This window comes from methane-oxidizing endosymbiont of Gigantopelta aegis, from assembly GCF_016097405.1.
Classification (GTDB): Bacteria; Pseudomonadota; Gammaproteobacteria; order Methylococcales; family Methylomonadaceae; genus Methylomarinum.
The window spans coordinates 840,720-855,212 of the sequence record NZ_JAEHGD010000001.1; the positions used below are offsets into that span (position 1 = coordinate 840,720).

The window sequence follows — 14,493 nt, forward strand, 5'->3', positions numbered from 1 at the left end:
TTTGGTGAAATTTCCACTACACCATTGGTAACAAACTCTCATTGAACCATCACGGATTGGAAGCACCTGTTTAACCTCCAAGCAAAGCTAAGATTTTTTACTCATCCTTCTATCCACATTGAAATCACAGATTCAAGTCTTTAACAACAATTTAAGTGTCATTTTTTTTTACACTTCTGGATGTAAATTCATATAGAATGACTTAATTCCACTAAAAAACAATGACTTACAATATTGGCACCCTTTGTGCTTTATTATTTTTGTCTTAATTAAAATTATTTCGGAGAAAAAAAATGAATTTTTTTAAACAAACAATACTCGTTTCTACACTGAGTGCCGCTGCAATGAGTGTGCAAGCAACACCCTTTTATATTGATTTAAATGGAACTGGTGTCGGTAATGGCTTTTCTGATGCAACAAATTGTCCTACCTGCACCTCAGATGCAAATGAATTAACTGTCAAATATCAATCTCATACAGCTATTGACTTGGCTTCAGCAGGAGGAGCAGGCCTGGATGTAGGGGATACTTTAGTTACCACTGGAGGCTATTCAACTGATGGTTTTTCAGTGAATGCTGTCACAGGATTGAATCCATCGGGTGCAGACTACGGATTCAGTAATACTTCATTTGCTGCCGCAAATGACTGGGGATTAACGTTTGAATTTAATTTGATTGGTCAGGTGGCTTCGGTTATTAACGGCACTGATGTAGGTGATGTCATCTATAATGGCGGTTATATTGATATGCTTTTTGTAAAGTTCGATGGGTTGGGGGGTATTGCTTCAACAGAGCAAGCTATGAGATTGAATGTTACTGGAAGCGACTTGGATAATAATTCAAATTTATTGATATTTGGTACCTTGGATTTTTCACTTAATACAGGAAATACATACGATAGCCTATTTAATATTCAAGGTGGGGCCAGTTGTGCTGGTGACATCAGCTTTAGAGGGTTGGCAGAATGTGTGCCGGCATTAGATTTTACTTTTGTAATTGATCAGAATCTAAATCAACCGAGCGTCGAGAGTCTAGTTGGAAACATTTTAACTGTTGGTGGAACTCATGATGGAAGTTTAGCTTTTAATGTTCCTGAACCAAGCACTCTTGCTTTGTTGAGTTCTGTATTATTTGGTTTAGGGGGTGCATTGCGCCGGAAAGCATAAACAGATCCTGAAAGGAATAGCTTGAAGCCTGACAGTCCTAAACAACTGTCAGGTTTTTTTGCACTCAAAAAATGAATTAATTCAAATTCGACCTGAAAGTCATTTCTGAAAAATCAGTAAATCAGGTCGAGCCTGAACTACTGAGAGCAAAACTCATTGCCATTCTTGTAAATGACCTATTGCTTCCGGCAGTTCCGAACCATAAGTATTAACTAATTCCTGTAAAATTTTTATCGCTGTTTCCCTGTTACCGTTCGCATAATAGGCTTCAGTCAAATGTAACTGGATTTCTGGCATGCTAGACTTAGCTGCCACCTGTTTGAGAATTTTTAAAGCCTGTTGCTTATCGCCATATTTTAAAAGAATCACTCCATACGTATCGGCGATTGCCACAGAATCAGGTGCTTTTTCGTAGGCTTTTTTTGCAAAACCCAGGGCTTTAGCATTGCCTTGTTGATAAAGTGACCAGGCCAGGTTGTTCAAGATTATTGGATTATCGGGCTGTTTTACGAGTAATGCCTGATAATATTGGCCTGCCTGGTCATATTTTTCAGCCTTTTGATAGGCATTCGCCAGCCGGAAACGAATCTGACCATTATCTGGATACTTATCCAATTCGCTCTTCAAGAACGAAATCGCTTCATCCGGTTTGTGTTGAAGTGAATAAATACTAACGATACGATCCAGTATTTTAATGGCCGGGCTAATCTGATAGGCACGCTGATAATTTTTGAGTGCCTGTTGATATTTTTTCTGCGCTACATAAACATTGCCTAACAAAATGTTGCCAACGCTGATGTCTGGAGATTGCTCTTTAACCTGTTGGGCAATGAACAGTGCCTGGTCAAATTGCTTTTGTTTAAGCAAAAAAGCGGTTTTATATGCCAATATCAAATTTGGATTTTTTAGATTACTTGCGGCTTCATCAAGTAAAGCGGTGACCTCATCAGCCTTGTCATTTTGTTGACTCAATAATCTGGCGAGTAAAAAGCGATGCTTCACATCCTTGGGGTGTTTGGCAATTATCTGGCGTAGCGTTTGCTCTGCTGCCGCTAAATGCTGATTGACTACTTGAGCTTCGGCTAAAAACGAAAGCGCGGCAAGGTTTTCTGGATAGCGTTTGACTAAATCGGTTGCCAGAGACTCTACTTTATCCGGTTTCTTCTCGGTCAAATACATTCTCCCTAACATTTGACCAATTTCGACCTGTGCATCCGTATTATCTTTCAGCGTTTGTTTGGCATTTAACAGCACTTTTTCAGCAGCCTTAAGCCCTTCTTGTTGCAGTGCAATGTCCGCTAAAACCTGATAAATAATCAATGCCTTCGGTTGGATTTTTTGTGCTTGTTGTATATATCTTTTTGCCTGGTCATATTGTTTGCTATCTAATTTTAGTTTAGCTAACCCAACTAAAGCCTGGGCATTATCCGACTTCACACTCAGGGCTTTTTGATAGTACTTTTCCGCTTCATCAGGCTGTTTATCTAAAATAGCGAGTAATGCTTTCAAATTATAATAAATTGCCTGTTTGGGATCATCTTGAATCAAATTGGCCAATTTTTGTTTGGCTTCATCCCATTTATTTTGCTTAATTAATTGCAGAATCTGCCGATAATTTTCACCTAACTGCTGCCTCGCCTTTTCTTGCTCAAACTCTTGCGGCTGTTGGAGTAACGACGGCATATTAAACAGCTCGTCCTGCTGTTCTTTATCAGCCTCATTATAAAGTGCAGCATAAGCTGAATAACTGCCGCAAAGGATAGTGAGAAGCAGCATCAATCTTTGTTTTTTAATATTCATCATTGAATTCCTGTGTTTTTAAATCATTGAATATCACTCTAACCTGATAAGCATTCTACAAGTTAGAATAGTAGCATTATATCTCTTCTGCAACTGACACCATTGAGAGATATACAAGTTTAAGCCTCATGATCTCTGGGTCTTAAATTACACACCTAGGAATGACGAAGAACAAGCATTACAACCTGCCAAAGTCCACCATCTCATCAGTGTCAGAAAAATTTACAATGCGTTCATGTCGAATTAAATGGCGGGGGGTGAGGCTATCTGCGGCAAAAGCAACCAAGCGCAGTATTTTTTTCTGATTGGCGGTATTGAGGCTTAAAATATTCAGATTAAAATACACCCGGCCATCGTATTTTGATGGCGTACCAGCAGAAGGGCCGCAGACTATGATTGCAATATTATTTTGCAAGATTGCGCTATGTGACACAGGAGAGCTACCTTGCAAACAAGCCTCTATCGAATTTTTTTCGACAAAGGCTTGTAATAATTCATGGTTTTTAATGGGGTTGGCAGTCGGCAGCGTATCTACCCGATATACTGTTTGATAAAAATCTCGGCTTTCCGGGCTGATGGATTGGGTATCAAACCACACGGGCGCATGGTGCATCAGGATAATAAAACGATAATCCTCACTATTTTCCTGACGGCTTATTTCATGTTCAATCGTTTCAATCTGTTCCTGTCCGATCGCACCGTCTGGCAAATTGCCATGCATCACGCTGTTCAGGCTGATTATCGCCAACTTTTGTTGCTCAAACCAGCAAACCTTGGCGGTTTGAAAGCTAATTGCCGTGCGGTACCCTTCGTTGATATTGCCATCGTTACGCACATCGCGTCGGCCAAACACAAATAGCGGCGTTTCAATCCCCAGTGTTTCCAAAAAACGCCAAAATTGTCGTACTTCGTCCACATGCTCTTCGCCAGGACTAGCCAGTAAATTTCCGCTAATAACGGGAACAATACGGCTGTTTTCGCCAAGTTCATCAATCAATATCCGAATGCAGTGTTTTAACTGCGACAGCCGAAAAGCCGTTGCGCGAGAGCCAATGGCCAAGTCACTTAACTGCAAAATATGCAGTGTTTTTTCCTGTTGTTCATACGCTTCAGAAAACGCCTGTTGATACTGAACCGATAACACGGCCAGATTCAGACCCTGATCGGCATACAGCTTATTAAAGACCCATTGCAGACGCGCCTCAATGTCAATTTCCATATATCCTTGCGAATGAAGCGGTAAAAAAACCACTTCCGCCCCCGGTATCAAAATAAACAGCCCGGGCCATTCCAGCCGTCGGGCGAGCAATCCATGCAAGGCTGGATGAATATCCATTACGGCCATATCCTGTTGATAGGGTTTGTCTAGTTGCAAAATTGCACCTGTCATGTGCTCCTGGCTTTTGCCATAAAAACCAACCAGCTCCGGGTCACACAGTATTTTGTCGATGCAGCGATCACGTCCCGAGGGAATTGTAATGAGCAGCCAAGGCTTGGTTTCAAAATAATGGCGTAGGCGTTGATAGTAAGGTGCGATTAGCGTATGACCGTCTTGTTGTTCCAGTTGTTGACTGAGTGTTTGCAATGGTTGCAGTCTGGATTCAGGTGCATGCAGCATAGCTTCCATCACTGTCAGTTTTTTTAACAGTAGCTGCAGCCGCATCCTGTCGGCTTTTCCTTGCCCAAGCCCGGCAATACTCACGCTGGGATCAAGTATTTTGAGCAAATGGTTAGTCAAACCAATATCAAAACTCATGCTTTTTCTTCCCTTTCCTTAATCAAATCCCAAACAACCGGCGCCACCCATAAGGTCAATAGCGTCGCCACGCCTAACCCGCAGACAAACGTCGACGCCATTGCGCCCCAAACGATGGAATAACTGGGAATCCCCAAGGCCATCGGCAACAGTCCTAAAAAGGTAGTCAAGGTAGTCAGAATAATCGGCCTTAAACGAATTTGAATAGCCTGCTCAATTGCTTCGCGTCGGCTCAAGCCAGTCCGATAGCCTTTATTCATAAATTCGATCAACACCAGCGCATCATTGACGACAACACCAATCACACCAATGATGGCGATGAAGCTGTTGATGGTAAACAAAGATTGTGCCAAAAACTTGCCAAAGACGATGCCAATAATGGCAAACAATACCGCAAACAAAATAATGGCCGGCTGCATATAGGACTGAAACTGTGTTGCCAGAATGATATAAATCATCATCATGGCAATAAGAAATGCAAACAGCAGTGATTGATAGGATTTTTGCGTGCTTTCATATTCGCCACTGAACAAGATCGTCACCCCTGGGTATTGATCGCGAATCGTGGCATAGTATTGACTGACCGCATTGACAACGGAATTGGCGGAAACCGGCGCACCTGTTTTTAAATCGGATTTAATGCTGACGGCTCGTTGACCGTGATAACGATGTAATTCCCCCGGCTCTTGTTCCTGCCTGAGTTCGACCAAATCACCCAGTAAAATGGGTCGGGTGGCACTTTCTACAACGGGCACCAGCAATGCCTGCTCTGGGGTGTAAAGACGCATTTTATCGTAATACAGCTTTAAATCAATCTCCTCGTCTCTGGCCCGATATTGACCAATATAACGCCCGTCCAGCACACTGCCTGCCAATCTTGCCACGTCCTGACTGTTCAAGTTATATTCTTTCACCCGGTCTTGCTGGACATCAAAATGATAAAGGCGCTTTGGCAATCCTTTGTTATTTTCCATCTCGATCAGATAAGGCGCAATATCAGGCTGTGATTGTAAAAAAGCCAAAATCTTGTCTGCCAGCGCATTAACCTTCTCGCTGTCATCGCCCAGTATTTTTATATTAACGGGTTTACCGGCTGGTGGCTGTTCTTTAAGAGGGTGAACATGTAATACAAAACCTTCTTTTTCAAACTGGTTTTTCAGTTTTTCCCTGACTTCTTCCAGATATTGAATTGGGTCATTGATTGATCTTTTGTCCTTAGATGGCAAGGTCACAATAACCAGGCCCAAGTTGTTGCCATTGATGAATTCATAATCATCATTCATTATGGTTCCAGCCATACCGACTGCTGACTCAATCTTATCCGGCCCTTCCTTGAGAATGGCTGTTGATATTGCTCTGACCTGCTTGTCCATTTCTGCCAATGATGCGTTAGGCTCCCCGCGGATATCAATAAAGTACACACCATAATCTGCTGGAAAAAACTGGGTTTTAACCAGCGGCAAAATGCCGGTAATAGAAACGAACATGATGCCGATTGACAAGACAAACAAAACCAGAATTGACACAATCGTCGTTTTACGAAAAGTCAGTGTCCAGTTCAGTACCCGCTGAGTTAGCCGCCGTAAAAAGGCGACGATAAAATTATCTTCTTCCAGCCGGTGCGACAACATTTTGGCCTTTTGTGGGCCGAAATCCAGATAATGCACTGGCAGTATAAAAAAACATTCAAACAGCGAGGCAACCAGCGCAAAACAGACAATCGCCGGAATCTGCACAAAAAACTGACCGGTCGGCCCTGACATCAGAAACAGGGGTAAAAATGCCGCAATCGTCGTCAAAGTCGAGGATAAAACCGGCAAAGCCACTTCCCCGACCCCTTCGACAATGGCTTCGTAGGTTTGGTAACCTTTTTGGATATATCGATAGATATTTTCTGTCACGACAATGGCATCATCGACAATAATGCCCGACACCAGGACAAAGGTGAATAAAGTCAATTCATTAAAGCTGTAATGCAATACATGCATTAACAACATGGTAAATAAAAATGAAAATGGGATACCAATACTGATCAGACCGGCATTGCGAAATCCCATAAAATACCAGGAAATAAATGCCACCAGAAACATGCCGACAACAAAATTCCAGCCCAGCGTGGACAGCCCATCGTTAATCCGAATAGAAGAGTCCTGCGTTAAAATAACATCAAGCTGTTCGGCATCAATGAGAGGTTTAAAAGTTTCCAGTACTTGTAAAACATCTTTTTTAATGGCCAGCGCACTGCCTTCGGGCGTTTTTATCACATGCAAAGCAATGGCATTTTTACCATTGATCGTGGAAATCACACTGGGATTGCGATAATCAAACCCCATTTGGCTGGTCAAATCTGCCAGACGAATAAAACTACCATCACCATCACGGCGAATAACAGCATTCAACAAGGTATCCCGATCCTGGAATTTTTCATCGACTTTGATCAAAAATTCTTCTTTGCCAGACTCTAATTTGCCAGCCGTGACGGAAATATTGATTTGTTGCAGTGCCGTCGCTACTTCGTTAAAGCTGATACCGTAAAATCGTAAGCGTTCAGGGTTCAGATAAACATGGAACTCCCGCTCCAGTTTCCCCAACACCAATACTTTCTTGACGCCATTGATTTTTTTCAAGGAGGCTTTGATTTGATCCGCCATCAATGCCAGCGCCCGGTTCTCATGATTGCCGCCTAAATTGATCACGATTACCGGAACCATAACTCCCATGGTGACTTCATCTATCTGCGGTTGCAGGGCTTGGTCGGGCAAATCCTTTTTGGCATTAAGAATATTAAAACGAATTTCGTCATATAACGCTTTGTAATCGCTGTCATCGACGAATTTGACGGTGATATAGGAATGCTCGGCCTGGGAAGATGAAGAAATCCATTCGATATTTTCAATATCTTCGATGGCTTCTTCCAGTTTTCGCGTCACTAGGGTTTCGACATCCACCGGCGAAGCACCGGGGTAATCGGTGACGATTTTGACTTTTGCCATGTTAATGTCGGGATAACGCTCGGTGGGTAGCGCAAACATGGCAAAACAGCCGGCAATCATCAATAAAATGAACAGCAGGTTAAAAAAGACCTTTTGCTCCAGTGAAAAACGGCCTAAGGCATTCATATTATTTTTTCAAGCGCTTGAATTGATCGCCAACGCGTATTTCCGTTGAACGGATTTGTACTCGCTCATTGTTCAGGCTGCTCAATAACTTCACTCGAATGCGTTTGCCGTCTTTGCGTTGCAGCCAGTATTCTTCAAAGCGTTCTTCAATAGCCTGTTTAGGCACAGTAAAGACCTGGCTTTTTTGGTCGGCTATATTTAACGTCAACTCGCAGCGCATACCGCCTTGAATCGTGGAAGGGAATTTTTCAATCCGTAAATCAACTCGAATCTTACGAGTTTTTTCGTCAAAGGCGGGCGAAATATGATCGATTTTTGCCGGTACCGTCACGCCAATATCCGGAAAAAACAGTTTTAATGATGCTGCCTCAGCTTTCAAAGCCTGTAGTTCGGGTAAAGACAAGGTTAATGGGATGCTTAATTGCTGATAATTACCCGCCTCGCCTAAAACCTGGCCTTCATTGACCCATTGACCGGGCTCTATATCACGTTTCGTCACTAACCATCCAGGCGGTGCCTTGATACAATGTCGTTTTTTTAATTCTTGCAGGCGCTTTTTACGTAAGCTCTCAATCGCGGCTAAATGGCGCGCTTCGTTCAACTTACGCTCCAGATTATCCAGCACAGTGACGGCTGATGTTTGTTTTCTGACCAGTTTTTTATGCCGCTCAACTTCTTTCTTGAAGTATTTAATATCGCCATAATGCCGGGAAATCGCATTTTGCGCCGATTGAATATCAATCTTGACAAATACATCGTCCAAACAGGCAAACAATCCGGACTGGGGAATCGGCTCACCCACATCGGCATAAACAGTAACCACCTTGCCAGACACTTCGGAAATCAATGGCATTTTTGCCTGCGCCCGGGTGAAGCCCGTAATTTTTATGCCTCTGACGGCAGGTTCAGCTGTCACCCATTCCTGAGCTACCAACGACATGGAATAAAACACGCACAAGAACGCTACGCCGAAAAATCGTAAAACAGTCATTATCGCCTCACCCAGAAAGCTGCAGAAAAAACACTCAAAATAAGCGGAGAAATCCATTCGGGAAGCGCTGATTTATTCGCGCTTCCTTAGAAGTATAGTTAAAAACAACCGGAATTCAACGCCGTAACAAAGTGAGAAAACACGCCGTTGACAGGCCAGATGAGGCAAAAATCATCATCATAACCATAATTTGATAACGCGCCGCGATAAACGGCGAGGTGCCCGATAAAATTTGCCCGGTCATCATACCAGGCAAAGAAACAAGGCCGACGGCAAGCAAAGCATTAAGGGTTGGGATCAAGGCGGTATTAAACGCGCAATTGCGTGCCATCAAAAAACTTATCCCCTTGTCACGTTCAGCATAAAAGCGTTCGGCAGCCAGGCTGATGCTGGTCATCGTGTTGGCAAACACCATTCCGCCTAAGGGTATGGCATAACGCGCCTGATACCAGGGTTGCAGATTCAACACCGGATCGACAATAATCCAGAAGGTAAAACCACCACCTGCACCAATGGCAACAAAGGTTTTAATAAACAAACGGATGCGTTCAGGTTTTACCGTCCCCAACGCAATCCAGCTGGAAAACAGCAGCATCACGAGTAAGATAGCCAGCGTCACCCAGGCCGAATCGGAATCAAAAATAGCACTCAACACATAGCCAACCAGCAAAAGCTGGATTAGCATGCGACAAATCGCATAAACACTTTGGCCAATACCGACTTTCCAGTGCAACATGATCAACAAAACTATGCTCACTGGAATCAATGTAAATGCAAGGCTTTCAAGCGGGATGGTTTGAATAGTCTGCATGAGGCCGGCCGGTTTAAGAGCTCTGAAGTAAGTTGGCTTTATGTGTAAATGACTGCGGCCTTTTGCGCCGAAACAATCTGTCCGATTGAATAAACGGTTTCCCCTTGTTGGCGTAAAATATCCAAGGTTTGTGCTTCATCGTCTTTAGCCACACAAACGATCATACCGATACCGCAATTGAAGGTCATCAACATATCAGCTTGGGCAACATGTCCTGTCTGCTGCAACCAGCCGAAGATATCCGGCATCGTCCAACTGGATAAGTCAATTTCAGCTGCCAATGTGCCCGGTAATACGCGAGGTAGATTTTCTGTGATGCCGCCGCCCGTAATATGCGAAAAGGCATGCACTGGAACCGATTCCAATAGTTTCAGTAATGATTTGACATAAATCCGAGTCGGCGTCAGCAAAACCTCTGCCAGCTTTTTGCCTTGAAAATCATCGTTTAACGAAATCCCACGTGTGTCCAAAATTTTACGAATCAAGGAATAGCCATTTGAATGCGGCCCTGATGAGGCAATGCCTATGAGTTTATCCCCGGCTTGAACGCGACTGCCATCGATGATGTTTGCTTTTTCAACAATACCGACTGAAAACCCCGCCAAATCATAGTCACCGTCGGCATACATACCCGGCATTTCGGCGGTTTCCCCGCCAACCAACGCACAACCTGCCAGCTCACAACCCTTGCCAATGCCTTCCACTACGGCCGCTGCGGTATCCACATCCAGCTTGCCAGTCGCAAAATAATCTAGAAAAAACAAGGGTTCTGCCGCTTGCACAATAATGTCATTGACACACATCGCAACCAGGTCGATGCCCACCGTGTCATGAATACCCGCATCGATCGCCAATTTTAATTTGGTGCCGACACCATCGGTACCGGAAACCAGAACCGGCTGCTGAAATCGATCCAGCGGCAATTCAAATAACGAGCCAAAACCGCCTAATCCGGCCATCACGCCAGCCGTACGGGTGCGGGCGGCAATAGGTTTTATGCGTTCAACCAATGCATTACCAGCATCAATATCGACACCGGCGCTTTTATAATCCAAACTGTCTTGAGGTTGTGTAGTCAATGTTCAACATCCAGGCTAAAGTTAAAAGGGTTATAACCGATATTGTACTATATAGTTTTCATCCTATTCGCGTAAGTTTTAGCGTCTGTAACCGACAGCCACAGAGGAGGCGGGTTTGAAAAAAATATTTTTTGCCTTGTTTCTGTTTTGTCAAACCTTATCGGCCGTTGAAGTTGAAGGTTTGTATGAAACTGAAGTACTGGCTGACAGCCGTTCTGTGACCGATCGCAATAAGGCGATCCGTCACGCCTTGCAGATTGTTTTAAATCGCGTGGTAATCGCACGGGATCATAATCACCCCCTAATAAAAACTGCATTGGAGGCAGCACCACTTTATGTGCGTGAATTTCAATTTTCTCTAGGGTCTAACAGCGCCGCTAGAAACCGACAAAACCGCTTGCTCCGCGTCCGTTTTGATGAACACATGCTGCAAACCTTGTTTAAAAACGGCGGCGTCGGTCTATGGAATGAAATTCGCCCCGAAACCTTGCTTTGGCTGATTGTCGAGAAAAATGGTCAGCGCCGATTTTATCAAGCCGACAACATGCCAGAGGTGGAGTTTGAACTAGCCCGGGCCGCCCGTCTTACCGGGTTGCCACTAATTTTCCCTTTGCTGGATATGGAAGAACAACGCTTCCTCACGCCTAATGATGTCCTCAGCGCCGATCCAAAATTATTACTGGATGTTTCCAGTCGCTATGATGTGGTTTCGATATTAACCGGCCGTTTACACCAATCCGGCCAATGCTGGCAAGGCGAATGGGCGCTCTACTTCAATCAAAAAATTCACCAGTGGGGACAGGATAACTGTCAGACACTTGAAGACACTGCCCTTGCAGGACTACAACAAGTCTATAGGGGCTGTTGCCATTTCACATAGGTAACCATAAAAAGGCGCAAGCCAGAGCGATAGAGCCTTCAAAATTTCGTTTGAGTTTGTCATATCGCGTGGCGATCGCTCTGAAATGCTTAAGTCTTGCAAACACATTTTCAACGAGATGGCGATATTTGTAGAGACACCAATCCATTTCATCATTTCCCCGAGTTGAATTTTTTTCTTGGGATAACAGGAACAGCCCCTTTGTCTTTAATTTGAAGACGTAATGCTTCACTGTCATAGCCTCTGTCAGCAACTATATAGTCACCTTTTGGGAGCTCTGCAACTAATTTCGGTGCTTCTTTACAGTCATGAACTTCGCCGCCTGTCACTGAGAAATGAATAGGAAGACCACAGGCATCAACGGCCATATGAATTTTACTGGTGTTCCCGGCGACAGATTTCCCTATCGCTGTTTCTTGTTCACAGGCCGCACCACTACTATGCTGATGTGCTTTCACAATACTCCCATCAATAAATTCCCATTCCAGGTCTGGATCAACAACCAAGGCGTTAAAAATACCCATCAGTTTTTCTTTACGAGACCAGTCATTGAATCGTTTATATACCGCATTCCAATTACCAAAAGCCGTGGGTAAATCTCTCCAGGGACAACCTACTCGCAAGCGATAAAAAAATACCTTCGACTGTTTTTCGAAGACAAGGTTTGTCATAAATTCCCATTTTCAACATAATTATCTTCAGTTTCTCCCAAAGTTCATCCGTAAGCATTTGTCGGGGCATAGTTTGCTTGTTTTTGAGTCAAAATAAACAATCTATGTGGCGGAGTTATTGAATTTCAAGGGGATTTTCAAAACGGCAACAGCCCCTAGTGTTTTATCGAATTATTATGGGGTTAAGCAAACTGGCGCGAAGCATTTATTGCAATGAAGTGGTTTTTTCATGTTTGATGGGCTACAGCTGCTTAACTGCTCGCAACACATCTTCCGCCTTAATCAAGCGCATACAATCGTGATGCTGCAATGGACAAACCCGTTTCATGCAGGGTTGGCAGGGTAAATCTTTTTAATAATGATACTTTTTGCATTTTGCCATTGCGCCGTTTCTTTATCCTGAGTCGGACCAAAAACAGTCACCGTCGGCACCTGGAACGCGGCGGCCAGATGCATTGGTCCACTGTCACCGGTAATCATCAAATCCAACCCTGTGATCGCATCAATCAGTTCATCCACTGACGTTTTTCCTGCCAGGTTTTGATAATTTTCAACACCAGACTTTTTTAATCCTTCTTCAATATCGGCAGCAATATCTATCTCATTCGGCCCTCCGAAAATAATAATATCGTATTGACAGGCTAACGCTGCTGCCACTTTAGCGAATTCTTCAGGATACCATCTTTTGGCAGAACCATAACTGGCGCCAGGGTTGATACCTAACAAGGGGCGTTGCGGTTTATTTTTAACCGCTTTCCGGTAAATTTTAAGCCGTCCAGGGACAACTGTACGACCTGTACAGACACTGATTAATTGGTTGTATTTCTCAACCTGATGGCCCATTTGACAGGCCTTTTGTCAAATTGATATTTACGATCCGCCTGTACTAACCCTTTAAACACACGCGAACGCAAGGATGAACGAAAGGAAACAAACAGTTCAAACCGACCTAGCTGCCTGGCCGTTTTAAACAGCGCCGGGTAAGATTTATCCAGGACAATTGATTGAATCAACCGTGGATGCTCGGTAAAAACAGCCACAGAAACAGGGGAGCCGATGGCAACCCATTCTGCCTGTGGATAACGGGCCAGAAGATTCTCAATAGCTGGCGTCGCCATCACGCAATCGCCAAGCCATGTTGGGAGCTCAATCAGTATTTTCACGATGACTCTTGCTTAAATATTGACTCATACCCTGGCTGGCTTGAATCAAATTTTCATCCGCTAATCGCTGCATTAAACGCGCGTAGTTTTCAGATTGCTTGTCACGACTATTGTGTGAATGCCATAAGTGTAAAACGGGTACGGCAAAGCGCCCTTCCTTACGCTTAATCCCATTATGAATCAGCCGAATCACCAAATCGGAATCCTCATAGCCCCAACCTTCAAACGCTTCATCAAAGCCATTGACGGCCATAAAATCCTGCCTGGACAGCGCCAGATTACAGGTCATCGCCTTCTGCCAACGCTTAGGGTGCCAATAACGAAAAAGTCAAATGGAATCGACAGCAGAGGTAATAAGCGATTGATTTTGCCTGTCAACCAACAACCCATAAAAAAAAGAAGACCGTTTTCTGATGTAAAGAAGTGTGTTGCTGTAGAACCGTTTGTGTAAAATTTTGGCTTAATAAAACACGATTCCCCGGTACAAAAAACCGCTCTCAGCCAGTTCCCGATGTTTTTGAATAAAATCAGGAAAAACAATACAATCGCCATCCAAAAAAACAAGATAATCACCGGCACTTAAAGCCACCGCCTTATTACGAATCGTCCCCGCTCTAAACCCCTTATCGGCCTGATAAGCATGTTTAAGTGGTACAGGTGATTGCGATTTGAGTGTCTGAACTAAATCATGTGTATCTTGGGTTGAGCCGTCATCAGCAATGATGATCTCAAAATGCCTATCATCCTGAGCAAACAAACTCTCAAGACAAGCCCGCAGAGCCTCGGGCCAATTATAGGTAGTGACGATAACAGAAATCAGTTTCATCCTTGTTGTTTACGCTGTAAATCCCATAGTTTCAAATACTTATAATAGGTTCCTTCCGCATTGGAAATTGCCAACATCAACCCTTGGGCACCATCTAAAAAGCAGCTTTAACAAAATAGGTTCTAAAAAGCCCAAAACCCTTTCAAAATAGCGGTCGATAAATGAGTCGATTTGCCTTGTTCAAACATTTTTGGGCACCCAAGGATGAATAACTATTAATTTTATCCAACA

General features: G+C 43.7%; 11 protein-coding genes and 2 pseudogenes. 2 read left to right on the forward strand and 11 right to left on the reverse strand.

Translation table 11 applies throughout. The features are described from left to right. Window positions 1-293: 293 nt before the first annotated feature. Window positions 294-1,166: a PEP-CTERM sorting domain-containing protein gene (locus tag JEU20_RS04210; protein WP_198243798.1), complete on the forward strand. Its 873-nt coding sequence runs from the start codon at window positions 294-296 to the stop codon at window positions 1,164-1,166. A gap of 153 nt (window positions 1,167-1,319) precedes the next feature. On the opposite strand, the gene JEU20_RS04215 is transcribed toward JEU20_RS04210, so the two are convergent. The 6 genes from JEU20_RS04215 to purM all read right to left on the reverse strand — a co-directional run bounded on the left by JEU20_RS04215 (window position 1,320) and on the right by purM (window position 10,722). Further along, window positions 1,320-2,966 carry a tetratricopeptide repeat protein gene (locus JEU20_RS04215; RefSeq protein ID WP_214657283.1) on the reverse strand — a complete coding sequence of 549 codons (1,647 nt, stop codon included), beginning with the start codon at window positions 2,964-2,966 and terminating at the stop codon, window positions 1,320-1,322. A 178-nt stretch (window positions 2,967-3,144) separates the two neighbouring features. After that, window positions 3,145-4,722: a metallophosphoesterase family protein gene (locus JEU20_RS04220; protein ID WP_198243800.1), complete on the reverse strand. Its 1,578-nt coding sequence runs from the start codon at window positions 4,720-4,722 to the stop codon at window positions 3,145-3,147. Further along, window positions 4,719-7,841 (reverse strand): efflux RND transporter permease subunit, encoded by a 3,123-nt coding sequence (locus JEU20_RS04225; protein WP_198243801.1) that lies wholly within the window; start codon window positions 7,839-7,841, stop codon window positions 4,719-4,721. Before JEU20_RS04225 ends, JEU20_RS04220 begins: the two co-directional genes overlap by 4 nt. A 1-nt stretch (window position 7,842) precedes the next feature. Then, window positions 7,843-8,832 (reverse strand): efflux RND transporter periplasmic adaptor subunit, encoded by a 990-nt coding sequence (locus JEU20_RS04230; protein ID WP_198243802.1) that lies wholly within the window; start codon window positions 8,830-8,832, stop codon window positions 7,843-7,845. Window positions 8,833-8,947: 115 nt separating this feature from the next. Beyond that, the gene (locus JEU20_RS04235) at window positions 8,948-9,643 is read right to left on the reverse strand and encodes an ABC transporter permease (RefSeq protein WP_198243803.1); all 696 of its coding nucleotides are present in this window, start codon (window positions 9,641-9,643) and stop codon (window positions 8,948-8,950) included. 38 nt (window positions 9,644-9,681) lie between these two features. Further along, window positions 9,682-10,722, reverse strand: coding sequence for a phosphoribosylformylglycinamidine cyclo-ligase (gene purM, locus JEU20_RS04240; RefSeq protein WP_198243804.1), 1,041 nt, complete (start codon window positions 10,720-10,722; stop codon window positions 9,682-9,684). Window positions 10,723-10,837: 115 nt separating this feature from the next. Here purM and JEU20_RS04245 point away from each other — a divergent pair, with 115 nt between their 5' ends. Next, window positions 10,838-11,602 carry a DUF2066 domain-containing protein gene (locus tag JEU20_RS04245; protein ID WP_198243805.1) on the forward strand — a complete coding sequence of 255 codons (765 nt, stop codon included), beginning with the start codon at window positions 10,838-10,840 and terminating at the stop codon, window positions 11,600-11,602. Here the strand turns inward: JEU20_RS04245 and JEU20_RS04250 are convergent. The 5 genes and pseudogenes from JEU20_RS04250 to JEU20_RS15015 all read right to left on the reverse strand — a co-directional run bounded on the left by JEU20_RS04250 (window position 11,595) and on the right by JEU20_RS15015 (window position 14,262). Next, window positions 11,595-12,343: pseudogene (locus JEU20_RS04250) on the reverse strand (IS5 family transposase). The gene JEU20_RS04245 and the pseudogene JEU20_RS04250 sit on opposite strands and share 8 nt — an antisense overlap. A gap of 254 nt (window positions 12,344-12,597) precedes the next feature. Then, the gene (locus tag JEU20_RS15580) at window positions 12,598-13,116 is read right to left on the reverse strand and encodes a glycosyltransferase family 9 protein (RefSeq protein WP_342590453.1); all 519 of its coding nucleotides are present in this window, start codon (window positions 13,114-13,116) and stop codon (window positions 12,598-12,600) included. Next, entirely contained in the window at window positions 13,083-13,436 is a 354-nt protein-coding gene (locus JEU20_RS15585) for a glycosyltransferase family 9 protein (RefSeq protein ID WP_342590454.1), read from the reverse strand. The genes JEU20_RS15580 and JEU20_RS15585 overlap by 34 nt, the downstream gene beginning before the upstream one ends. Beyond that, window positions 13,420-13,743 (reverse strand): annotated as a pseudogene (locus tag JEU20_RS15010) (galactosyltransferase-related protein); the annotation flags it as partial. The pseudogene JEU20_RS15010 and the gene JEU20_RS15585, both read right to left, overlap by 17 nt. 153 nt (window positions 13,744-13,896) lie before the next feature. After that, complete coding sequence (locus JEU20_RS15015) at window positions 13,897-14,262, reverse strand: glycosyltransferase (RefSeq protein ID WP_245395098.1); 366 nt, start codon at window positions 14,260-14,262, stop codon at window positions 13,897-13,899. Window positions 14,263-14,493: the final 231 nt, after the last annotated feature.